The sequence below is a fragment of the Phaeobacter inhibens DSM 16374 genome (assembly GCF_000473105.1).
Taxonomy (GTDB): Bacteria; Pseudomonadota; Alphaproteobacteria; order Rhodobacterales; family Rhodobacteraceae; genus Phaeobacter; species Phaeobacter inhibens.
On sequence record NZ_KI421498.1, the window covers coordinates 2,469,827 to 2,492,738 of the forward strand.

At 62.8% G+C, this 22,912-nt stretch carries 21 protein-coding genes; 16 read left to right on the plus strand and 5 right to left on the minus strand.

All coding sequences use genetic code 11. The features are described from left to right. From INHI_RS0115565 to INHI_RS0115610, 10 genes are all read left to right on the plus strand, one after another. Positions 1–1,422: an MFS transporter gene (locus INHI_RS0115565; RefSeq protein ID WP_367834111.1), complete on the plus strand. Its 1,422-nt coding sequence runs from the start codon at positions 1–3 to the stop codon at positions 1,420–1,422. Continuing rightward, positions 1,419–2,342, plus strand: a complete 924-nt coding sequence (gene mepA / locus INHI_RS0115570; protein ID WP_027248223.1) for a penicillin-insensitive murein endopeptidase — start codon at positions 1,419–1,421, stop codon at positions 2,340–2,342. Before INHI_RS0115565 ends, mepA begins: the two co-directional genes overlap by 4 nt. Further along, positions 2,315–3,244 carry an esterase-like activity of phytase family protein gene (locus INHI_RS0115575; RefSeq protein WP_027248224.1) on the plus strand — a complete coding sequence of 310 codons (930 nt, stop codon included), beginning with the start codon at positions 2,315–2,317 and terminating at the stop codon, positions 3,242–3,244. Before mepA ends, INHI_RS0115575 begins: the two co-directional genes overlap by 28 nt. A gap of 146 nt (positions 3,245–3,390) precedes the next feature. Next, complete coding sequence (locus tag INHI_RS0115580) at positions 3,391–4,023, plus strand: queuosine precursor transporter (RefSeq protein WP_014881291.1); 633 nt, start codon at positions 3,391–3,393, stop codon at positions 4,021–4,023. A 329-nt stretch (positions 4,024–4,352) separates the two neighbouring features. Beyond that, positions 4,353–4,772 carry an alternative ribosome rescue aminoacyl-tRNA hydrolase ArfB gene (gene arfB, locus INHI_RS0115585; protein WP_014881292.1) on the plus strand — a complete coding sequence of 140 codons (420 nt, stop codon included), beginning with the start codon at positions 4,353–4,355 and terminating at the stop codon, positions 4,770–4,772. 66 nt (positions 4,773–4,838) lie between these two features. Next, positions 4,839–5,606, plus strand: coding sequence for an SDR family oxidoreductase (locus INHI_RS0115590; protein ID WP_027248225.1), 768 nt, complete (start codon positions 4,839–4,841; stop codon positions 5,604–5,606). 121 nt (positions 5,607–5,727) lie between these two features. Further along, on the plus strand, positions 5,728–6,765 hold the full coding sequence (locus INHI_RS0115595; RefSeq protein ID WP_027248226.1) for a P1 family peptidase: 1,038 nt from the start codon (positions 5,728–5,730) through the stop codon (positions 6,763–6,765). Between the two features lie 155 nt (positions 6,766–6,920). Next, on the plus strand, positions 6,921–7,385 hold the full coding sequence (locus tag INHI_RS0115600; RefSeq protein WP_014873222.1) for a c-type cytochrome: 465 nt from the start codon (positions 6,921–6,923) through the stop codon (positions 7,383–7,385). A gap of 258 nt (positions 7,386–7,643) precedes the next feature. Further along, positions 7,644–8,192, plus strand: coding sequence for an isopentenyl-diphosphate Delta-isomerase (gene idi, locus INHI_RS0115605; RefSeq protein ID WP_027248227.1), 549 nt, complete (start codon positions 7,644–7,646; stop codon positions 8,190–8,192). A gap of 102 nt (positions 8,193–8,294) precedes the next feature. Continuing rightward, positions 8,295–9,551 carry a flavin-dependent oxidoreductase gene (locus INHI_RS0115610; protein WP_027248228.1) on the plus strand — a complete coding sequence of 419 codons (1,257 nt, stop codon included), beginning with the start codon at positions 8,295–8,297 and terminating at the stop codon, positions 9,549–9,551. 242 nt (positions 9,552–9,793) lie between these two features. On the opposite strand, the gene glpK is transcribed toward INHI_RS0115610, so the two are convergent. The 3 genes from glpK to panB all read right to left on the minus strand — a co-directional run bounded on the left by glpK (position 9,794) and on the right by panB (position 13,074). Beyond that, positions 9,794–11,278 (minus strand): glycerol kinase GlpK, encoded by a 1,485-nt coding sequence (glpK, locus tag INHI_RS0115615; protein ID WP_027248229.1) that lies wholly within the window; start codon positions 11,276–11,278, stop codon positions 9,794–9,796. Between the two features lie 67 nt (positions 11,279–11,345). Next, a complete protein-coding gene (gene panC / locus INHI_RS0115620; RefSeq protein ID WP_027248230.1) occupies positions 11,346–12,203 on the minus strand; it encodes a pantoate--beta-alanine ligase in 858 nt (285 codons plus the stop codon). A 7-nt stretch (positions 12,204–12,210) separates the two neighbouring features. Next, entirely contained in the window at positions 12,211–13,074 is an 864-nt protein-coding gene (gene panB / locus INHI_RS0115625; RefSeq protein ID WP_027248231.1) for a 3-methyl-2-oxobutanoate hydroxymethyltransferase, read from the minus strand. A 160-nt stretch (positions 13,075–13,234) separates the two neighbouring features. Between panB and INHI_RS0115630 the strand changes: the two genes are divergently transcribed. Beyond that, complete coding sequence (locus tag INHI_RS0115630) at positions 13,235–14,713, plus strand: ABC transporter substrate-binding protein (protein WP_027248232.1); 1,479 nt, start codon at positions 13,235–13,237, stop codon at positions 14,711–14,713. Positions 14,714–14,784: 71 nt separating this feature from the next. Here INHI_RS0115630 and INHI_RS0115635 read toward each other — a convergent pair whose 3' ends face one another. Next, positions 14,785–15,969 (minus strand): acetoin utilization protein AcuC, encoded by a 1,185-nt coding sequence (locus INHI_RS0115635; protein ID WP_027248233.1) that lies wholly within the window; start codon positions 15,967–15,969, stop codon positions 14,785–14,787. A 196-nt stretch (positions 15,970–16,165) separates the two neighbouring features. On the opposite strand from INHI_RS0115635, the gene INHI_RS0115640 reads away from it, so the two are divergent. The 5 genes from INHI_RS0115640 to INHI_RS0115660 are packed head-to-tail and all read left to right on the plus strand — an operon-like array spanning position 16,166 to position 21,449. After that, positions 16,166–17,113, plus strand: a complete 948-nt coding sequence (locus INHI_RS0115640) for an ABC transporter permease (RefSeq protein WP_027248234.1) — start codon at positions 16,166–16,168, stop codon at positions 17,111–17,113. Continuing rightward, the gene (locus INHI_RS0115645; RefSeq protein ID WP_027248235.1) at positions 17,110–17,925 is read left to right on the plus strand and encodes an ABC transporter permease; all 816 of its coding nucleotides are present in this window, start codon (positions 17,110–17,112) and stop codon (positions 17,923–17,925) included. The genes INHI_RS0115640 and INHI_RS0115645 overlap by 4 nt, the downstream gene beginning before the upstream one ends. Next, the gene (locus INHI_RS0115650) at positions 17,922–19,529 is read left to right on the plus strand and encodes an ABC transporter ATP-binding protein (RefSeq protein WP_027248236.1); all 1,608 of its coding nucleotides are present in this window, start codon (positions 17,922–17,924) and stop codon (positions 19,527–19,529) included. The genes INHI_RS0115645 and INHI_RS0115650 overlap by 4 nt, the downstream gene beginning before the upstream one ends. After that, the gene (locus INHI_RS0115655; protein ID WP_014873211.1) at positions 19,526–19,999 is read left to right on the plus strand and encodes a GNAT family N-acetyltransferase; all 474 of its coding nucleotides are present in this window, start codon (positions 19,526–19,528) and stop codon (positions 19,997–19,999) included. Before INHI_RS0115650 ends, INHI_RS0115655 begins: the two co-directional genes overlap by 4 nt. Continuing rightward, a complete protein-coding gene (locus tag INHI_RS0115660) occupies positions 19,992–21,449 on the plus strand; it encodes an aldehyde dehydrogenase family protein (protein ID WP_027248237.1) in 1,458 nt (485 codons plus the stop codon). The genes INHI_RS0115655 and INHI_RS0115660 overlap by 8 nt, the downstream gene beginning before the upstream one ends. A gap of 125 nt (positions 21,450–21,574) precedes the next feature. Here the strand turns inward: INHI_RS0115660 and pncB are convergent, their stop codons facing one another. Next, positions 21,575–22,864: a nicotinate phosphoribosyltransferase gene (gene pncB / locus INHI_RS0115665; RefSeq protein ID WP_027248238.1), complete on the minus strand. Its 1,290-nt coding sequence runs from the start codon at positions 22,862–22,864 to the stop codon at positions 21,575–21,577. Positions 22,865–22,912 lie beyond the last annotated feature (48 nt).

Below are 22,912 nucleotides of genomic sequence, written 5' to 3' on the forward strand. Positions count from 1 at the left end.
ATACCGAAAGGTAACGACAAAAGACCACAACAGGCATCGGGCGAGGGAAGACGAGGCATGACGCAGATTTCCATGCGCAAGCGCATCTGGGGCTGGTGGGCCTTTGATTGGGCCAGTCAGCCCTATCACACCCTGCTGGTGACCTTTGTCTTTGCGCCCTTCTTTGCTGCGGTTGCCGCCGATTATTACCTTACCCAAGGGCTCGCGGATGAGGCCGCAAAGGCACAGGCGCAGACCGTCTGGTCGATGTGCCTGACCATCACCGGCCTGATGATTGGCCTTGGCGGGCCGTTCTTGGGCGCGCTTGCCGATATTTCCGGGCGCAAGCTTCCGTGGATTATGGTCTTTTCGCTGATGTATATCACCGGCGCCTGGGGGCTGTGGTTCATGGATCCCGGCGGCTCGAACCTGTGGTGGATGCTCATCAGTTTTGGCTTTGGCTTTATCGGGGCCGAATTTGCACTGATCTTCGTCAATGCGCAGCTGCCCTCGCTTGGCAACAAAGAAGACGTCGGCACCATCTCCGGCACCGGATTTGCCATCGGATACCTTGGCGGGGTGATTGCGCTATTTCTGATGCTGACGCTGTTTGTTGAGCAGGCCGACGGAAAAACCCTGATCGGGATTGACCCCATTCTGGGACTGGATGCGGCGCTGCGCGAAGGCACCCGTGCCGCAGGCCCGCTGACGGCAATCTGGTTTTCTATCTTCATTATCCCCTATTTTCGCTGGGTGCGTGACGATGCCATCACCGGCGCGCGCGGGCGGTTTGGCGATGCGATCCGCTCTGTAGGGCGCGCCATCGCCAACCTGCGCCATCGTGCCAGCCTGACCGGCTATCTGATTTCATCGATGCTCTACCGTGATGCACTGAACGGGCTTTATGCTTTTGGCGGGATCTATGCGCGGTTGGTGCTGGGCTGGGAAATCACCCTGATCGGCGTCTTTGGCATTATCGCGGTGATTTCTTCGGCGCTGTTTAGTTGGCTGGGCGGCCTCGCAGATCGCCGGTTTGGCCCAAAACCCGTTATCACCCTTTCCATCCTGATCCTGACGGCCGTGTGTTTCCTGGTCGTGAACATGTCACGCGAACAGTTCTTTGGCATGACCCTCGCCGCAGGGTCCGGCCTGCCCGACACGGTTTTCTTTGCCTGCGGTGTGCTGATCGGCGGTTTTGGTGGCATCCTGCAAGCCGCCAGCCGCAGCCTCATGGTGCGACACACCACCCCTGAAAACGCCACCGAGGCGTTTGGCCTTTATGGTCTTTCGGGTCGCGCCACAGCCTTTCTGGCACCGGCCCTGATCGGAATCGCCACTACACTCACCGGCAGCGCCCGCCTCGGCATTGCACCGGTTATTCTATTGTTCATTATCGGGCTCATCGTTCTGCGCTGGGTCAATGCAGAAGGAGACCAGAGTTGAAGTTCAGTCGATACATCACCCTCACCGCCCTCCTGTTAACCGCCTGCGGTCCCGCCGGAGACAGCCGCTCGCCCACAGTGGCCCCCGTGGTCAGCCGCTCTGCCGACACGGGCGTGCCCGCCAAACAGCTGTTCGGCGCCAAGCGCAACGGTTCGGCCCAGAAACCAGCGCCGCATGGCTCCTACGCCAAGGGCTGCGTTGCCGGCGCAGAACAGCTGCCCCAGACCGGCCCCACCTGGCAGGCCATGCGCCTGTCGCGCAATCGTAACTGGGGCCACCCTGAAACCATCGACTTCATCAAGGATCTGAGCCGTGTCGCCGCCCGTCAAAGCGGCTGGAAGGGGCTCTATGTCGGCGATATCAGCCAGCCGCGCGGCGGGCCGATGCTGTCGGGTCACCGCAGCCATCAAATGGGGCTGGATGCCGATATCTGGATGCTGCCGGCCAAGCGTCTCGATCTGTCTGTGGCCGAACGCGAGAAGATCTCGTCGATCTCCCTGCGCCGGGCGAAGGGCGCTTATACCAATTCCAACTGGACCCCTCAGCATCATGCCATCCTGCGCGCCGCAGCCAAGGATGATCGCGTCGCCCGGATCTTTGTCTTCCCGGGGGCCAAGGTTCAGATGTGCAACGATGAGAAAGGCAACCGGGACTGGCTGCGTAAAATCCGGCCATGGTACGGCCACCACTATCACTTCCATGTGCGGCTGAAATGCCCTGATGGTGCCCGTGGTTGTGTCAATCAGGATCCGCCCCCCCGCGGCGATGGTTGCGACGATGCCCGCCAATGGGTCAAGGACATCCTGAGCCCGCCGCCACCGAAACCCCGCGACCCCAATGCGCCCCGGCCCAAGCCACGGCGCGAGCACACTCTATCGGATCTGCCTCAGCAATGCGCCGCCGTTCTGCAATCAAACTGAGCCTCGGCGTCGCAACCGCCCTTGGACTGGCCCTGACCGCGCTGGTGGTCTATCGCCCTGTCGCTTCAGCCGCACAGCCCGGCGGGGCGCAGTTCATCGCAGCCTATCGCTGGACCCACCCGGCCAAGTGGTTTGGTGGGTTCTCCGCGCTCTCCCTGTCACCGGACGGGCGACAGATGACTGTGGTCAGCGACCGCGCCACCATCGTCACCGCCCGTATTGAGCGCAGCCCGGGTGCGATGCAGCCGATCAAGGCGGTGACCCCGACCGAGGCCCATAAGCTGCGCGCATCAGACGGCGCGATCCTGCGCGGGCGGATCGTCGATGCCGAAGGTCTCGCCGTGGCGCGTGACGGCACCCTCTTCATCTCCTTCGAAGGGGTATCGCGCGTGGCCCGCCACCGCAGGGGTGACAGCCGCGCCAAGGTCCTGCCCCGTCCCAAGGCCTTCCGCCGCCTGCCCCTGAACAAGGCGCTCGAAGCTCTGGCCATCGACAGCAAAGGCCACCTCTACACCCTGCCCGAACGCGCGCTGACCAAATCCGGCAATATCCCCGTCTGGCGCTGGAACGGTGTCCGCTGGGACCGTCCTTTCGTGCTGCCTAGCCGAGGCAATTTCCTGCCCGTGGGGGCGGATTTCGGTCCCGATGGCCGGTTTTACCTGCTGGAGCGCAACTTTGGTCTGATCGGCTTTCGCAGCCGCCTGCGACGCTGGGATATTGGTCCCGATGGCATCACCGGCGAGGTCACTCTGCTGGAAACCGGCCTCGGGCTGCACGACAATCTGGAAGGCGTGTCGATCTGGCGTGACCAAAGCGGCGCCCTGCGCGCAACCATGGTCTCAGACGACAATTTCAAATCGCTGCAACGCACAGAACTGGTGGAATACCGCCTCCCCGACTAGGTCATCACAGGCCTCACACAGAGACCAATACAGGCGCCAATCCCGACAAAACCCTTGCCCAAACTGCGGCTTTTCCGCTATTGGGCCTGATCTTTCGCATTGGCGAAACAAGTCTCCGCGACCTTGTCTAAAAAACGGACTACAAAATGACACGTTCTTATCTACCTGGCATCCTTGCCATGGCCGCCATTGTCGTGGCCTCCAACATTCTGGTGCAATTCCTGTTTGGCCAGTGGCTGACATGGGGCGCCTTCACCTACCCTATCGCCTTTCTCGTGACCGATGTGACCAACCGCGTCTACGGCACCGGCCCCGCCCGCAAAGTGGTGCTGGCCGGTTTTGTCGTCGGCGTCATCTGCTCGCTGATCGGCACGCAGATCATGGGCGAATTCGGCCCTCTCGTGACCCTGCGTATCGCCATTGCCTCTGGTCTGGCCTTCCTGACGGCCCAGCTGCTGGATGTCTCGATCTTTGCCGCCCTGCGCAATGGTGCCTGGTGGCGCGCGCCGCTGGCCTCCACCCTGATTGGGGCCTCCGTCGACACTGCGCTGTTCTTCAGCATCGCGTTTTCCGGTGCTCTGGTCTGGCTGGAACCCGGCAATAACGTCAGCTGGGCCGCTGAGATGCTGCCGGTCCTTGGCACCGGTCCCGAGGCCCCGCTCTGGGTGTCGCTCGCCGTTGCGGATTGGGGCGTTAAGATCGGTCTGGCCCTCCTGGCCCTGATCCCCTTCCGCCTGATTGTGACCCGTTTGACACGACCACAGGCCACCGCAAACTGACACTTTGGTTTTTTTATTTGGAGATCCTTCCGTTCCGTGCCACCGTCCGAGGCAACGGAAACAAAGAGAAAAGGAGGTGATCCAGTGTCCAGAAAGGTATTGGAGCAATGCGTAGCAACAACCGGAGCGGCGGGCCTCTGAGGCAGCCCTCTCTGGCAGCAGCCATCCGGCTGGGTCTCGCACCCTAACCTGCCTTTGCTCTTACAGACTTTCGGAAAGGGCCGCCTCGCAAGGGGCGGCCCTTTTTGCGTGACACGCAGTCCACAGTGCCCAACGCAGCCCCGGCTTTCGCTTGGACCTTGGCCAATCACCGCAGTATGGTCCGCCCCATGTTGCGTATCACCGACACCATCGCCCTGCAGGACTGGGAATTGACCGAGAGCTTTATGCGCGCCTCCGGTCCCGGTGGGCAGAACGTCAACAAAGTCTCCTCAGCTGTTGAACTGCGGTTCGAGGCCGCACGCTCCCCGGCGCTGACACCTGCAGTGAAATCCCGCCTGAAACGGCTGGCGGGCCGTCGCTGGACCAAGGATGGCGCGATCATCCTGCAATGCGACGAAACCCGCTCGCAGCAGCGCAACCGCGATCTGGTGCGTGAGCGGCTGGCCGAGCTGATCCGCCAGGCCCTGGTTGTCCCCAAGCGCCGCATCGCCACCAAACCCACACGCGGCTCAGTGCGCCGCCGCCTTGATGCCAAACGCCAACGCAGTGATGTCAAAGCGACGCGCGGTAAGATCGACCCAGATTAAGACAGGCGATTGCACTGGCCCCTGCTCTCGGCCAAGCTGCCGCAAAGTCAATCAGGGAGAGAGCACATGCGGCTGGCAGGGAAATGCGCCATTGTAACCGGCGGGGCCTCGGGCTTTGGTGCCGGGATCGTCACCAAATTCCTGACGGAAGGCGCGCGGGTGATGATCGCGGATATCAATGCCGATGCCGCCGCTGCGGCTGCGGCTGCGTCCGACGTCTGCGAAACCTATGGACCCGACCGGGCCATCGCCCAGACAGTCGATGTCTCTGACCGCGCCTCGGTCGATCAGATGGCGCAGGCCGCACTCAATCACTTTGGTCAGATCGATATTCTGGTGAACAACGCCGGTGTCAGTCATCTGCCCACCCCACTCGAAGATGTCAGCGAGGAGGACTTCGACCGGGTCGTTGCGGTGAATATGAAATCTGTCTACCTGACCGCCCGCGCACTGGTGCCGCATATGAAATCCCGTCAGTCCGGTGCGATCCTCAATGTGGCGTCCACCGCCGGGGTATCGCCGCGCCCGAACCTCAACTGGTACAATGCCTCCAAGGGCTGGATGATTACGGCCACCCGCACCATGGCAGTGGAACTCGCCCCCGCAGGGGTGCGCGTCAATGCCATCAACCCGGTCGCGGGCGAAACCCCGCTGCTGAAAACCTTCATGGGGGAGGACACGCCAGAGGTGCGCGCGAAATTCCTCTCCACCATCCCTATCGGCCGCTTCTCCACGCCCGAGGATATGGGGAATGCCGCCTGCTATCTCTGTTCGGATGAGGCCAGCATGGTCACCGGCGTCGCGCTTGAGGTTGACGGCGGCCGCTGCATCTGACGCCCCCCCTGTGGCGTCCGGCCGGCCCGTCATCTTTCCCCAAATACTCCCGCCGGAGGCCGCGCGCGCCAGCGCGCCCCTGCTACAGGCCTCACAGAGCCAACGACAAAGGACACACCCCATGCAACCCGGCCCCCTGAACCTGATCACCGATGTGCCCGGCCTCAAGGTCGGCAATGCCGAAGACCGGCGCTTGAAATCCGGCACCACGGTGCTGACCGCCGATCAGCCCTTCACCGCCGGGGTGCATGTGATGGGCGGCGCCCCGGGGACACGCGAAACCGACCTATTGGCGCCGGACAAATCCGTCGCCCAGATTGACGCGCTGGTGCTATCTGGCGGTTCGGCCTTCGGGCTTGATGCTTGCTCCGGCGTGGTGGCCGGATTGCACGCCGCTGGGCGCGGCTTTGCCGTGGGGCCAGCGCGGGTGCCTATCGTGCCGGGCGCCATCCTCTTTGATCTCCTGAACGGCGGTGACAAGGGGTGGGCAGAGAACCCTTATTCTGCCCTCGGCCGTGCCGCCTATGAGGCCGCAGACCGCCAGTTCGCCCTCGGCACCGCCGGGGCGGGCACCGGCGCCCTGGCCGCACGGGTGAAGGGCGGGCTTGGGTCGGCCTCCCTTGTGCTGCCGGATGGCACCACCGTGGGCGCCTTGGTGGCGGCCAATCCGCTTGGCTCTGTCACCACGCCGGGGGATCGTCATTTCTGGGCCGCTCCTTTTGAGATCGACGGTGAATTTGGCGGTGCGGGTGTGGACCCGGCCTCAGGGTTCACCGCCCCTGCCCCCAGCCTGAAACTCGCCTCAATGCAGAAACTGGCCGCCGACGCAGAGATCCCAGCCGAGGGCGGCAACACCACCATTGCCATTGTCGCAACCGATGCACCTTTGACCAAATCGCAATGCCAGCGTCTCGCCATTGCCGCCCATGACGGGATCGGGCGGGCGATCGTTCCGGCCCATTCCCCTGGCGACGGCGACCTCGTCTTTGCCGTCAGCACCGGCGATCCGGGTGCGGCCACCACAGGTGGCGAACTCGGCGCTGATCTGGGCGAAATCGGCCACGCCGCAGCCCTCTGTCTCAGCCGCGCCATCGCCCGCGCCGCCGCCCTGGCCTGTCCCGAACCGGGCGACCTGCTGCCTTGCTGGCAGAAGAGTTGACCCTTCGGTCGCCCCCAACCTTGACCTGAGGCAGATAAGATACAATTGGTCGGGCTGAGCGTATAGCAGAGAGCGGACGCGGCAATACGCCCGTTTGACTCTGCGCCGGATCACGCGCGTATTGACCAAGCCAACTCAATATTGGAGCAAGCGAAATGAAACTTCTGACTGCTGTAGCAGCCCTGGGCCTGATTGCGGCCCCTGCCTTTGCCGAAGGCGACGCCGACAAGGGCGAAAAGGGCTTCAATAAATGCAAATCCTGCCACATGGTTGTCTCCGATAGCGGTGACGTGATCGTCAAGGGCGGCAAGACCGGCCCGAACCTCTGGGGCGTCGTGGGCCGCACCGCCGGCACCTATGAGGGCTACAAATACGGCAAGGACATGGTCGCTGCGGGCGAAGCAGGCCTGGCCTGGGACGAAGCCTCCTTCACCGCCTATACCGCCGACCCCAAAGCCTTCCTGCGTGACACCCTCGGCGATAAGAAAGCCAAGTCCAAAATGTCTTTCCGCCTGAAGAAAGGCGCGGAAGATATCTACGCATTCCTCGCGCTGCATGGTCCTGCGGATGCTGCCGAAACCGAGGCAGAGACCACCACGGAAGAGACCGCAACCAACTGATCTTCTCTGTTCAGACAAACTGGCAAAAGCCGCGCGCCCCCGGCCGCGGCTTTTCGCACAATTGATTTTCATATGTCTCTGCGATATTGACCGTCCCGCGCAGGCCTTCTGCCCCTGCATCCACTCACCCGCCGATCCGGGCAGCCTCGTTTGTGGGATTGATCTCCAACTGATGACCACCATATCTGCCCGATCCTGTGCGCCCGGCCCTGTGGCTTGGCCGCCAGCCTCCTTGCTCAATCCTTGCGAGTTCCTGCAATGACCCACAAGATTCCCGCCTGGGTGAATGGCACCCTGACGCCGGTTGATAAGCTGGCCGCCCATGAACAGGGGCTGAAGCACAAAGCCGTCTCGGTCTTTGTGGTGAAGGGCGGCGAGATCCTGATGCAGCGCCGCGCTCTGGGCAAGTACCACACCCCTGGTCTCTGGGCGAACACCTGCTGCACCCACCCGCAATGGGACGAGGCCTCCTCGGCCTGCGCGGTCCGCCGCATGGAAGAAGAGCTGGGCATCACCGGACTATATCCCGAGTTCCGTCACCATCTGGAATACCGCGCCGATGTCGGCAACGGGCTGATCGAACACGAGGTGGTGGATGTCTTTCTCGCCCATGCGCACCGCGTGCCGGATCTCGCGCCCAACCCGGAAGAGGTGATGGAGACCCGCTGGGTTGACTATCACGACCTTCTGGCCGAGGTGCAGCGCCACCCGGATCGCTTTACCCCCTGGCTCAAGATCTATCTCAACAGCTACTCCGACGTGATCTTCGGCCCTGACCTCAGCCTCGGCAGCAATGAGGACGGGTAGGCGCGCAAATATCAGGCTCTAACCGCGGCATTTCCCCATCTTGTTCCGTCGCGCGCATCATGGTTCTAATGCCGCAAAGCGCGCAGAAACGGGGAGAGCCAGATGACGGTGATGATTGCAGGCGCAGGGATCGCCGGGCTGACGCTTGGCCTCACCCTGCACGAATTGGGCGTGCCGTTTCACATCTATGAGGCCACCGAAACGCTGAAGCCGATGGGCGTCGGCATCAACCTGCAACCCAATGCGGTGCGCGAACTCTTTGATCTGGGGCTTGAGGCCGAACTCTCCGCCATCGGTGTGCGCACCCGGCAACTGGGCTTTTACTCCAAGCTCGGCAAGACCATCTGGGAGGAGCCGCGCGGTGAGGCTGCAGGCTACCGTTGGCCACAGTTTTCCGTCCATCGCGGCGCGTTGCAGATGATGCTCTACCACGCGCTCCTTCAGCGCGCAGGCAGCAGCGTCCTGACCACCGGCGCGCGCGCCACCAGCTACGACACCTCGGATCAGGGCGTCTGCCTGCATCTGGAGAATGGCCGCACCGCCCGTGGTGATCTGCTGATCGCCGCTGATGGGATCCATTCCGCCATCCGCGCCCAGATGTATCCGGATGAGGGCGCACCGATCTGGAATGGGCGCATCCTGTGGCGCGCCACCACTCGCGCGCCTGCCTTTCATGGGGGCGCGGCGATGGCGATGATCGGTCACGACCAACTGCGCCTCGTCGCCTATCCCATCAGCACGCCGGAGGCCGATGGCAGCGCCACAATCAACTGGATTGCGGAAAAACAATTCGACCCATCCGCCCCCTGGAAACGCGAAAGCTGGAACCGAGCGGCGGACATCAGTGACTTCCTGTCGGATTTTGCCAATTGGCATTTCGACTGGATTGATGTCCCCGCGCTGATCAAAGGGGCCGAAACCGTCTATGAATACCCAATGGTGGACCGCGATCCGCTGCCCCGCTGGCAGGATGGGCCTGTCAGCCTGATGGGGGACGCCGCCCATCCGACCTATCCCGTCGGCTCCAACGGCGCCAGCCAGGCGATTGTCGACGCCCGCATCATTGGCGCGCAGATGCTGGCCCATGGCATCAATCCGCAGGCCCTCAGCGCCTATGAGGCGGCTGTCCGCCCGGTGACAACAGCCGTCGCTCTGGCCAATCGCGCAGGCGGTGGTCCGGACGGCGTGCTGCAACAGGTCGAAAATCTCTGTGGTGGTGATTTCAGCAATATCGGCGATGTAATCCCGCAGGCGGACCTTGCGGCCCATGCGGCAAAATACAAATCCATCGCCGGCTTCTCGATCGAGGAGCTGAACGCCCGCCCCCGCACCATACCAGCAGGCACCCGCATCAACTGAGGCGACCGGGCGCCGCGCCGTGGGTCAAGGGCGGCACAGCCGCCGTGCCAGAGGCACGGGTCACCCTTGAGGCGCGGATCGGCGCCATCACCATCGATATGGCGCGTTTGCGGGCAGGCCTGCCCGCAAACCGCTTCTCAGCAAAAGAAAACGCCGCGCATCGCGCGGCGCCACCCCCAACTGTGCAGGCACAGTCCACGACTGTGACGGAGCAGGCGGGAGCCCCCGCCTGCGGCCACGCCTCAGACCCCGATCACCGCGTCTACCGCACGCTTCCAGCGCGCATAGGCGGCGCTGCGTCGGTCTTCGTCCATCTCCGGGGTGAACTGCTGGTCCAGCGCCCAGGTCGCGGCAAAGCCCGCCTGATCCGGGTAGACCCCCGCCCGCATCCCCGCCAGCCAGGCCGCACCCAACGCGGTGGTTTCCTGCATCACCGGACGATCCACTGCCGCCCCAAGGAGATCCGCCAGGCTCTGCATGGTCCAATTGCTGGCACTCATGCCGCCATCCACCCGCAGGGTGACCAGACTCTCGCCTTGCCAATCCGCCCGCATCGCCTCCCACAGGTCACGGGTCTGATAGGCCACGCTTTGCAGTGCTGCGCGTGCAAATTCCGCCGGTCCAGAACTGCGGGTCAGGCCAAACATGCCGCCCCGGCAATCGGGTTTCCAATAAGGCGCACCAAGACCGGTAAAGGCCGGCACCAGAATAACGTCCTGACCGGGATCCGCATTGCGCGCCAGGGCACCGCTTTCCTGGGCTGAGCCGATAATGCCCAAGCCGTCCCGCAGCCATTGCACCGCCGCACCGGCGATAAAGATCGAGCCCTCCAGCGCATAGGTCGGCGCGCCGTCCAGCTGATAGGCGATGGTGGTCAGCATCCGGTTTTGGGACACAACCGGCGTATCACCGGTGTTCAGCAGCGCGAAACAGCCCGTGCCATAGGTCGATTTCATCATACCCGGCTGGAAACAGGCCTGTCCGATGGTGGCCGCCTGCTGATCGCCAGCAACGCCCAGAATGGCAATTTCACCACCAAGAAATTCACCTTTGGTGGTGCCAAAATCGGCGGCGCAATCCTTCACCTCGGGCAGCATTCCGCGCGGCACGCCAAGGAAACCACAGATCTCGCTGCTCCAACGACCCTTGCGAATGTCATACATCAGCGTCCGCGCAGCATTGGTGGCATCGGTCACATGCGACGCACCGCCCGTAAGGCGCCAGATCAGGAAACTGTCGACAGTGCCAAACAGCAGATCCCCGGCCTCAGCCTGCGCGCGTGCATCCGGCACGGTGTCCAGAATCCATTTCAACTTGGTGCCCGAGAAATAGGGATCCAGCAGCAGCCCGGTTTTCTGGCGCACGCTGTCCTCATGTCCTGCCGCCCGCAGCTCTTCGCAGATCGGGCTGGTGCGACGGTCCTGCCAGACAATGGCGTTGTGGATCGGTTTGCCGCTGTGACGATCCCAGACCACCGTGGTTTCACGCTGATTGGTGATGCCGATCCCGGCAATATCCGCCGCCGTGACGCCCTGCTCTGCCATCACCTTGCGGCAGACATCCAGCGTTGTGGTCCACAGATCCTCCGGATCATGCTCTACCCAGCCCGCCTGCGGGAAATGCTGAGCAAACTCCTGCTGAGCCGAGCCCTGCGCCTGCATCCTGTCATCAAACAGGATCGCTCTGGTCGAGGTTGTGCCCTGATCTATCGCCAGAATATACGTCATCTTGCCCCTCCCCTGGGTCGTTTGGGGCAGAGATTAGACGCAAAAGTGCTATCGCTACCAGCCCCTACTAATCATTTAGTTGACCAACCGCGATATTGTCGATCAACCTGATGCCATCCAGCCATGCCGCGATCAGCAGACGGGCCGGACGATCAGGGCGCGACAAAGGCTCCAGCGTTTCGGCGCAGCGCAGATCCAGGTATTCCAGCTCACCAAACCCGGCCTCTGCCAGATGCACCTTGGCCGCTGGGAGGAGATCTTCAAAAGCCGCCCCCGTCTGCAGCTGATCGGCCAGATCCCGCAGCACCGGATAAAGCTGCCCAGCCTTGCCCAGCGCCTCAGGTGACAGCCGCAAATTGCGCGAGGACATGGCAAGCCCGGAGGCCTCGCGCACGGTAGCGCAACCCTGCACGGTGATGGGAATATCCAGATCCCGCGCCATGCGGGTGACCACCATCAGCTGCTGATAGTCCTTCTCGCCAAAAAACGCGTGATCTGCACCACTTTGCAGGAACAGCTTGGCGACCACCGTGGCCACACCATCGAAATGACCCGGACGAAACTCGCCCTCCAGCACATCCGTCAGCCCCGCCACCGACACAGTGGTGGCATAGCCTTCGGGGTAAATCTGATCCGGGTCGGGCACATAGATGGCATCGACCCCATAGGGGGCCAGCTTTTCCGCATCCGCCAGTTCCGTGCGGGGATATTTCGCCAGATCCTCGGCATTGTTGAACTGCTTAGGATTCACGAAAATCGTGACAATCACCCGGTCGCAGGCAGCCTTGGCTGCAGCGACCAACGACAGATGGCCCTCGTGCAGCGCACCCATTGTGGGCACCAGACCAATACGGGCACCCTCGCGGCGCCAGTCGGAATGCAACGCGCGCAAATCGCTCAGGCGGCGCAGAATCGGGGCAGTCATGATGGGGTCAGTCCTTTTGCGGGGCCTTAGGCGCTGCCGTCTTGGCGGCAACCGGGGCCTGGTCTGCAAACACATGTTCGGGCGCCGGGAAACTGCGCGTGCGCACCTCGGCTGCATACTCGGAAATCGCGGCCTCTGCCAAGGGGCCGAGGTCGGCATAGCGTTTCACGAACTTCGGTTTAAAGGCGATGAAAAAGCCCAGCATGTCATCCACAACCAAGATCTGGCCGTCACAGCCAGCACTGGCCCCGATACCGATGGTCGGAATCGCCACCTCAGCGGTGATCCGATCGGCCAGCCCCTGCGGCACCTTCTCCAGCACGACGGAAAACGCGCCCGCATCCGCCACCGCATGGGCATCCGCCAGCACGGCATCGGCCTGCGCGTCCCGGCCCTGCACCTTATAGCCGCCAAGCGTGTTGATCGACTGTGGCGTCAGGCCAATATGCGCCATCACCGGAATGCCACGTTTCACGAGAAAGCGGATGGTTTCCGCCATCTCAACACCCCCCTCCAGCTTCACCGCTCCTGCGCCGGTTTCCGCCATCAGCCGGGCGGCATTGCGAAACGCCTGCTGCGGGCCCTCCTCATAGCTGGCAAAGGGCATGTCGATCACCATCATCGCCTGGCTCAACCCACGCGCCACGGCCTGCCCGTGCAGGATCATCATCTCCATCGTGACGCCAAGCGTCGAGGGCAAGCCATGCAGCACCATCCCGACGCTGTCACCAACCAGCACAAAATCGCAATGACCGTCCATGAATTGCGCCATCGGTGTGGTATAGGCGGTCAGGCTCACCAGCGGGGTGCCGCCTTTGCGGGCGCGAATATCCTCGGCATTGGGTGCCATTTTGCGGGCCGTTGCACTCATGATGCTGTCCTCTCCGTTCGCATTGCGCACCGCTAGCAATTTACGCTGCGCGCTTCTAGGGGGCGAAATGTCCCGTCAACCTTGATTACCTGACGGAAAATGCGGAACAGTTTTCCTAAAGGTCACAAAATACGGCCACCACCAGAGGGAGACACCACCGATGACACGACTGCCATTCCTGTTTGCCGCCAGTTCCGCACTGGCCATTCTGGCGGGGGCCGCATCCGCGCGCGACACCGTCACCGTGGCCCTTCAGCTGGAACCGCCGCATCTTGACCCCACCAGCGCCGCTGCGGGCGCCATTGATCAGGTGCTCTATTCCAACGTCTTCGAGGGGCTCACCCGCTTCATGGGCGATGGCTCGGTTATGCCGGGCCTTGCCGAAAGCTGGGAGATCTCAGAGGATGGGCTGACCTATACCTTCACCCTGCAAGACGGCGTAACCTTCCATGATGGCACCACGATGGACGCCGAGGATGTGAAATTCAGCCTCGACCGCGCCCGCGCCGAGGATAGCACAAACGCTCAGAAAGCACTGTTTGCCGATATCGCCAGTGTGGATGTCGTTGATCCGCTGACGGTGAAGCTCACTCTGTCACAGCCCAACGGCAACCTTCTGTTCAACCTCGCATGGGGGGATGCGGTCATCGTGGCCCCCGAAACAATCGACACGATCAAGACCGCCCCCGTCGGTACTGGCGCCTTCACCTTCACCAACTGGGTGCAGGGCGACCGCATCGATCTTGCCCGCAACCCGGATTACTGGGGTGAGGCCCCGGCGCTCAGCGCGGCGACCTTTAAATTCATCTCTGACCCGACCGCCGCCTTTGCCGCGATGATGGCTGAGGATGTGGATGCCTTCTCCGGCTTCCCCGCGCCAGAGAACCTGCCCCAGTTTGAGGCCGACCCAAGGTTCCAGGTTCTTGTTGGCTCCACCGAGGGTGAGACGATTCTGTCGATCAACAACAAACAGGCGCCCTTCGACAACCCCAAGGTCCGCGCGGCAGTCGCCCATGCGATTGATCGCCAAGCCATCATTGATGGCGCGATGTTTGGCTACGGCACCCCGATCGGCACCCATTTTGCGCCCCACAACCCGGCCTATGTCGATCTGACCGGCACCAGCGCCCATGACCCGGAGAAGGCCCGCGCCCTTCTGGCCGAGGCCGGTCTGGCCGATGGCTTTACCACCACACTGCACCTGCCGCCGCCCTCTTACGCGCGCCGGGGTGGTGAGATCATCGCCGCCCAACTGGCCGAGGTTGGCATCACCGCCGAGATCATCAATGTCGAATGGGCGCAGTGGCTGGAAACCGTGTTCCGGGGCAAGAATTTTGGCCTGTCCATCGTCAGCCACACCGAACCGATGGATATCGGCATCTACGCCCGGCCCGATTACTACTTCCAGTATGACAACGCCGCCTTCCAGGATCTGATGGCAGAGCTGACCGGCACCACCGATCCCGACGCCCGCACCAAGATGCTGCAACAGGCGCAAGAGATCATTGCCAATGACTATGTGAACGGCTTCCTGTTCCAGCTCGCCGCACTCAGCGTGGCCAAGGCGGATCTGCAAGGGCTCTGGGCCAACGCACCGACACAGGCCACCGATCTGACAGCGGTCAGCTGGGCAAAATAGGCCGTTTTCCTAGTGTTAGAGACCATATAACAGCGCCCCGTACCGGGGCGCTGTTGCCGTTTGGTCAGGCCTCAGCGCAGCCCCCGCCGCCTGCGCAGCAGCGTCACAGCCTCGCGGATTTGCTCCCGCACAGGACCGGAACGCGGGTCATCGCGCAGTGTGGTGAACCAATGCTCCGGCGGGTTACGCCCCAGACGGTGCCCCTTGAATTCCAGCCCCCGCAGAACCTCCTCGGCTTCGACAGGCAGGCGGTCGGGGATCTCATGCCCGTTCAACACCGCCCACACCCCGGTCCAAAGCCGCCCGACAGACCAGGGGTTATAGCCACCGCCGCCCAGCACAAGATAGCGCGGCGCAAGCGACCGCAGCGCCGCCACCACCGACCAATGCGCATTGTTCGACAGATCCAGATGCGCCAAAGGATCCTCGGTGACCGCATCCGCCCCGCATTGCAGGACCACCGCATCAGGCGCAAAATCTGCCACCGCAGGTAGGATCAGCTCCTCACGGATATAGGCCATCTCACTATCATTGAACCCACGCGGCACCGGCAGGTTCAGCGCGCTACCGCCGGCATCATCTGCCAGCTGCCCCGTCTTGGGCCAGAGGTTCTCCTCATGGGTTGAGATCATCAGCACATCCGGATCGCCGGCAAAGCCATGCTCGACCCCATCCGCGTGATGGGCATCAATATCGACATAGGCAATCCGCTTTGCACCATGATGGCGCAGCGACAACATCGCCAGCACCGGATCATTGAGATAACAAAACCCATTGGCCCGATCCGGCATCCCGTGGTGCGTGCCCCCCGCCGGGTTGTAGATCACGCCCCCTTGCGCCAACCGCTCCCCCGCGAGGATCGACCCACCTGCAGCTGTGGCGGGTCTGCGAAATATCTCCGGGAACACCGGGTTGGAAATGGTCCCGATATGGTGGCGCGCCTTCACCTCTTCGCTCACCGCCTGCGCTCGCTCAGCCGCTTGCAGTGCCGCGATGTATTCCGGGCTGTGCCAGCGTTCCAGCGCCGCCGGTTTCGCCCGCGGCGAGGTCTGATACTGCGCCGCAGGCAGCCAGCCCAGCGCCCGCGTCAGATCCATCACCGTGGATACCCGCGGCACCCGCAACGGGTGCATCCGCCCATAGCTGGACCCGCGATAGATCTCCGAGCCGATGAACAGCGGCGCCTCCAGCGGGCCGAAGAGAGTGGCGGTATCAGCGGTGGCAGGCCGAGTGGGAGCAGCAGTGAATTGTGTCATGCGCCCAGAGATAGCGCGGAACAGTGCTGCGCCAAACCCCGCAGATCCAACAGCAGCAACAGCCGCGCGATAGCCGCACAGCTTCGCCTTTTACGGTCATGCTAGGGCGCTGGGAAATAAATGTTTTTGCCGTTTTCTCCAGCTCAGGGTCCAGCCGCACTGGACCCGCGTCCAGCGCACCCCTAACCTGCCGCCAATGGGACGCTACTTCGCCAAACGCCTGCTGTCGCTGATCGTCAGCCTTGTGATTGCCTCTTGGGTGATCTTCTTCGTGATTGAGATCGCGCCGGGGGATCCTGCGTCCTTCATGCTGGGGATCAACGCGCAACCTGATACCATCGCTGCCCTGCGCAGTGAGCTGGGCTTGGATGAGGGGAAATTCAGCCGCTACATCAGCTGGTTCACAGGTATGTTGCAGGGCGATTTCGGCACTTCCTACACCTATCGCACGCCGGTTGCGCAGATGGTTGCAGATCGGCTCTGGGTCTCGCTGCCGCTGGCGATCTACGCCCTGACGCTGTCGACGCTGATTGCCCTGCCCGCTGGCATTTACGCCGCCTCCCGCCGCGGCAAAACCGGCGATATCGCCGTCATGGGCGCAACCCAGCTGGGCGTCGCGGTCCCGAACTTCTGGTTTGCGATGATGCTGGTTCTGGTCTTTGCCATCAATCTGCGCTGGTTCAGTGCCGGCGGGTTTGTCGGCTGGGAGGCCGGGCCGCTGGCCGCGCTGCACTCCCTTACACTGCCCGCCATTGCGCTTGCCCTGCCGCAGGCGGCCATTCTGGCCCGCGTCATGCGCTCGGCTCTCCTCGATATTCTGGGCGAAGATTTCATCCGCACCGCCCGCGCCAAGGGGCTGAGCCAGCGGCAGGCGCTGTGGCGGCACGGGCTGCGCAATGCGCTGATCCCGGTGCTGACCATCATCGGGTTGCAGTTTTCCTTTCTGTTGGCAGGCGCGATTATCATTGAACAGGTGTTTTACCTGCCCGGTCTCGGACGCTTGGTGTTTCAGGCCATTTCCGCTCGTGATCTGATCGTGGTGGAAAGCGTCGTGATGCTTCTGGTCTTTGCGGTGATCCTGGTAAACTTCCTGGTCGATCTGACCTATGCGTTGGTCGATCCGAGATTGCGAGGCGCCCGATGACCCGTAGCCTCATCCTTGGCGGAATCCTGTCCGCGCTGGTTCTGCTGGCGGCTCTCTTGTCGTTTATGTGGACGCCTTACGACCATGCCGCGATGAATATCCCCGCCAAGCTGCAAGCCCCAAACGCCATACACTGGCTCGGCACGGATCACTTTGGCCGCGATATCCTGTCGATGATCATGGTCGGCGCGCGCACCTCGATTGCGGTAGCGCTGGTGGCGGTGGGGATCGGCATAGGGCTTGGTGTGCCCTTGGGCCTGGCCGCTGCAGCCAAACGTGGCTCCTGGCTGGACGAAGGCATCATGCGGGCCAATGATCTCGTCTTTGCCTTCCCGTCGCTGGTGATTGCCATCCTGATCACCGCGATCCTCGGTGCCGGTGCGATCAATGCGATCATTGCGATCGGCATCTTCAACATCCCCGTCTTTGCCCGCGTCACCCGTGGCGCGGCGCTGTCGCTCTGGCAGCGGGAGTTCATTCTGGCCGCCCGTGTCGCAGGCAAGGGCGCGGCAAGGATTTCCGCCGAACATATCCTGCCCAATGTCGCCAATCTGCTGATCGTGCAAGGCACCATCCAGTTCTCGCTTGGCATTCTGGCCGAGGCGGGGCTCAGCTACGTCGGCCTTGGCGCACAGCCACCCCTGCCCAGCTGGGGGCGGATGCTGGCGGACGCGCAGACCATGGTCAGCCTCGCCCCCCATATGGCGCTGGTGCCGGGCTGCGCGATCATCCTCACCGTTCTGGGCCTCAACCTGATGGGCGACGGGCTGCGCGACTGGCTGGACCCCAAATTGCAGGGGGGCCGCGCGTGACCCTGCTTGAGATCACCAACCTGTCGCTCTCCATCGGAGCGTTTCCGATCCTGCGGGATGTCTCCCTGTCGGTGGACCCCGGCGAGATCCTCGCCATCACTGGTGAAAGCGGATCCGGCAAATCCCTGACCGCGCTGACCATTCTGCGCCTTTTGCCCAATTGCACCCGCCTTTCCGGGCATCTGAGCCTTGAGGGCCAGGATCTCCTGTCGCTGAGCGAGGAACAGATGTGCGATCTGCGCGGGCGCAAAATCGGCATGGTGTTTCAGGAACCGATGACCGCGCTCAACCCGGTGCAGAGCATCGGCGATCAGGTGATGGAAACCCTCCTGCTGCACAGCAGCGCCACCAAGGCGGAAGCCGAGGCCGAGGCGCGCAGCCTGCTGGACCGGGTCGGCCTGCCGGCTGAACGATTCCCGCTCAGCCGGTATCCGCATGAGCTGTCCGGTGGCCAACGCCAGCGGGTGGTGATCGCCATGGCCATCGCCATGCGGCCGGCGCTCCTCATAGCGGATGAACCGACCACCGCACTGGATGTGACAACGCAGGCGCAGATCCTTGATCTGCTGCGTGATCTGGTGCGGGACTACGGGATGGGGATGATCATCATCACCCATGATCTGGCGGTTGTCGCCGATATGGCCGATCGCATCATCGTCATGCGCAAGGGCGAGGTGGTCGAGACCGGCAGCACGGCACAGCTCCTTGCCAATCGTCGCCATCCCTATACTCAGAAACTCTTTGCCGCCTCGAACCATCAGGCCGACCTGCCCACCGCCAAGACAACGGATCCGCAGGACACGCCCCTTCTGGAGGTGCGCAACGCGGTGCGTGACTATCCCCTGCCGCGCAAACGTCTGTTTGCACCCGCCGAACAGATGCGCGCGGTGGATCACGTCAGTTTTGCCCTGCATCGTGGCGAGCGGCTGGGGCTGGTCGGGGAATCGGGCTGCGGGAAATCCACCCTGACCCGCGCCATTCTGGGGCTGGAACCGCTGCAAGGCGGAGAAATCCTGCTGGATGGCACCCCGCTTTCGGGCAAAGGGTTGACCGCTGAGCAGCGGCGCAAGATGCAGGTGGTGTTTCAGGACCCCTTCGGCAGCTTCAATCCGCGGCACCGGGTGGCACGGCTGATCACCGAACCTTTCCACGGGGTTCCTGATGCCCCAACCGGGCAGGAGCGGGACGACCGCGTGGCTGAGGCGCTAAGTGCCGTTGGCCTCAACCCCGATGATGCAGGTCGCTATATTCACCAGTTCTCCGGCGGCCAACGTCAGCGCATCGCCATTGCCCGTGCGCTCATCACCCGGCCGGAGCTGATCCTGTTTGATGAGGCGGTCTCGGCACTGGATGTCTCCGTGCGGGCGCAGATCCTTGACCTGCTGGCCGAGCTGTGCAGCGCCTATGGGCTCAGCTATCTGTTCATCAGCCACGACCTGCATGTGGTGCGCAGCATGACCGACCGCTGTCTGGTCATGCAAAAAGGTCAGATCGTGGAATACGGCAAGACCGAAGACCTCTTTGCAGACCCGCAGCATCCATACACAACATCCCTGATCGCCGCCGCCCCGGTGCTGCCCGATCTGGCAACGGGGGCGGCATGAGCTTTCGACTGACCTTGATCCTGCCGCGCGAACGGGCGCGACTTGCAGCGGCGCTGACGCGGTATTACTCCGAAATTGCCCCAAACCTGCGGATCGACCCGAGCGAGCGTGCAGGCCAGATGCTGCACCGCAAGGATGTGACCGCTTTCTGGATCCGTCAGGAGGAGGACCGCATCGGGTTTGCCATCGTACTCAACCTGCCTGATGATCGCCGTGAGCTGTCGGAGTTTGCCATTGATCCCGCCTATCGCAGGCTGGGGCACGGCCATGCGGCCGCCAGCCTGATCTTTGCCGAATTTCCCGGCTATTGGCGCATGGGGATTTCCGCAGGCTCGCCCAATGCGGTGGCGTTCTGGGGCACCTGTCTCAGCGCCCTCAAGGGGGTCGAGCAACTGCGCGACGGCGCGCCCTTCACCGACCATCAGGTCAAGAGCTACAGTTTCTACATTGCAGGAGACCAGAATGACTGATGCAGCACCTCTTTGGTTTGATCCTGCACTCTGCCTGATTGATGGCAGCTGGCAGGCGCCTGCCGGTGGAGGAACCCTGCCGCTGACAAACCCGTCGGATGGCAGCCCCCTCTGCCAGATCGCGCGCGGTGACGCCCGCGATATTGACGCCGCTGTTGCGGCCGCCCGCGCCGCTCTGGATGGTCCCTGGGGCGGGATGACCGCGACGGAACGCGGGCGGCTCCTGACCCGGATGGGCCAGATGGTGCTGGAACGTGTCGATACCCTTGCCCAGCTGGAGGCGATGGACGTCGGCAAGCCCCTGACACAGGCGCGGGCGGATGCGGTGGCGCTGGCGCGGTATCTGGAATTCTACGGAGGCGCGGCGGACAAGCTGCATGGCGAGACCATCCCCTATCAGGCCGGTTATACCGTCTACACCCTGCGCGAACCGCATGGGGTGACGGGGCATATCGTGCCCTGGAACTATCCGATGCAGATCATTGGCCGCTCTGTCGGGGCGGCGCTTGCCATGGGCAACGCCTGTGTCCTGAAACCCGCAGAGGAAGCCTGCCTGACCGCGCTTGCCTTTGCCCAGATCGCGGTGGAGGCCGGGTTGCCCGCAGGGGCGCTGAACGTGGTTCCGGGCATAGGCGCCGAGGCTGGCGCGGCGCTGGCGGGGCATCCGGGCGTTGATCATATCTCCTTCACCGGGTCGGTCAGAACCGGCGCGCTGGTGCAGCAGGCGGCAGGGGCCAATGTGGTGCCGGTCACATTGGAGCTGGGCGGCAAGTCCCCGCAGCTGGTGTTTGACGATGCCGATCTGGAGGCCGCCCTGCCGTTTCTGGTGAACGCAGGGATCCAGAATGCAGGCCAGACCTGTTCCGCCGCTTCGCGTATTCTGGTGCAGCGGGGTGTCTACGATCAGGTGCGCGCCGCGATGGCCGCGGCCTACAGCCAGCTGACCGTGGGGCCGGCCCTGTCCGACCTGCGTCTGGGACCGCTGATTTCAACCCGCCAGAAAGAAATCGTCGAGGGTTATCTGGCCAAGGGCGCGGACCTGACCATCGCGGGCCAGGGCGTGCTGAGCGAGGAGGCCAGCGACACGGGCGCCTATGTGCGCCCAACCCTGTTTGCCGATGTTGGGGCAGATCATCCGCTGGCGCAGGAAGAAATCTTTGGCCCGGTGCAGGTGCTGATCCCCTTTGAAGATGAGGCAGAGGCGGTCAGGATCGCCAACAGCACCGACTACGGGCTGGTTGCGGGCATCTGGACCCGTGACGGCGCCCGCCAGATGCGGCTGGCCAAACGCCTGCGCGCGGGTCAGGTCTTCCTCAACAACTATGGTGCAGGCGGCGGGGTTGAATTGCCCTTTGGCGGGGTCGGAAAATCCGGCCACGGACGCGAGAAGGGCTTTGAGGCGCTTTATGGGTTTTCGCAGCTGAAAACTGTCGCGGCTTATCACGGCTAGATTGACCCCGACGTTTAGGTCATAGGGTCTGCCCAATTGTTTCGCGTGCGAAACATTGGGGCAGACCTGTTGCCGCAACTTGTTGGGAACCTTGCCAGACAGGCCGCAAAATACGCGAAGTATTGCTAGACAATTACCGCCTGGCTTTGCTGCTCTCCCACACCAAACACCCGTTTGTAGCGGTCGATTTCGGCCGCCGGACCCATCGCCTTTTCCGGGTTGTCGGAGAGTTTCACCGTGGGGTTGCCGTCAGCGGATACGGCCTTGCACACCAGCGAGAAGGGGGCCAGCGCATCATCTGGCACCAATCCACGGAAGTCATTGGTCAGCAGGGTTCCCCAGCCAAAGGACACTTTGGTCCGGCCGGAGAACTGCGCGTGCAGTTCCTTGATCTTGGCCACATCCAACCCATCGGAGAAGATCACCCGTTTGTCCTGCGGGTCCTCGCCGCGGTCCTGCCACCAGCGAATGGCGGTTTCCGCGCCGCTGGCCGGATCGCCGCTGTCGATACGGATGCCGGTCCACCCCGCCAGCCAGTCCGGCGCGCGATCAAGGAAACCCCTGGTGCCATAGGTGTCGGGCAGGATGATGCGCAGATTGCCCTCATGTTCATCATGCCAGTCGGACAACACATCGTAAGGCGCCTGCGCTAGGGCCGCGTCATCCTCCGCCAGCGCGGAATAAACCATCGGAAGTTCGTGCGCGTTGGTACCGATGGCCTCCACCTCGCGACGCATCGCGATCAGGCAGTTGGAGGTGCCGGTGAATTTGTCGCCCAGCCCCTCCATCATGGCCTGCACGCACCAATCCTGCCAGAGAAACCCGTGGCGACGGCGGGTGCCGAAATCGGCGATGCTGAGGCCGTCGATGTCGCGGAGCTGTTCGATTTTTTCCCAGACACGGGTCATAGCGCGGGCGTAAAGCACCTGCAATTCAAACCGGCCCATGCTGTTGATCACCGCCCGGCTGCGCAGCTCCATCAGTACAGAGAGAGCGGGGATCTCCCAGAGCATGACCTCGGGCCATTTGCCCTCAAACGTCAGTTCGTATTGATCGCCCTTGCGTTCCAGATGGTAAGGCGGCAGGCGCAGCCCCTCGAACCACTCCATGAAATCAGAGCGGAACATCTGACGTTTGCCGTAAAAGGTGTTGCCGCGCAGCCAGGTGCTCTCGCCGCGAGACAGCGACAGGGAACGGATGTGATCCAACTGCTCGCGCAGCTCTCCCTCGTCGATCAGATCCGCCAGCGGGATATGTTTGGAACGGTTGATAAGTGAAAACCGCACATGGGTGTCGCGATGATTGCGAAACACCGACTGGCACATCAGCAGTTTGTAGAAATCCGTGTCGATCAGGGATCGCACGATCGGATCGATCTTCCACTTGTGGTTATAGACGCGGGTTGCAATGTCCACAGGCGGCCTCATCCATCGTGTTTCAATGGTTGATAAAACAGCCCGCAG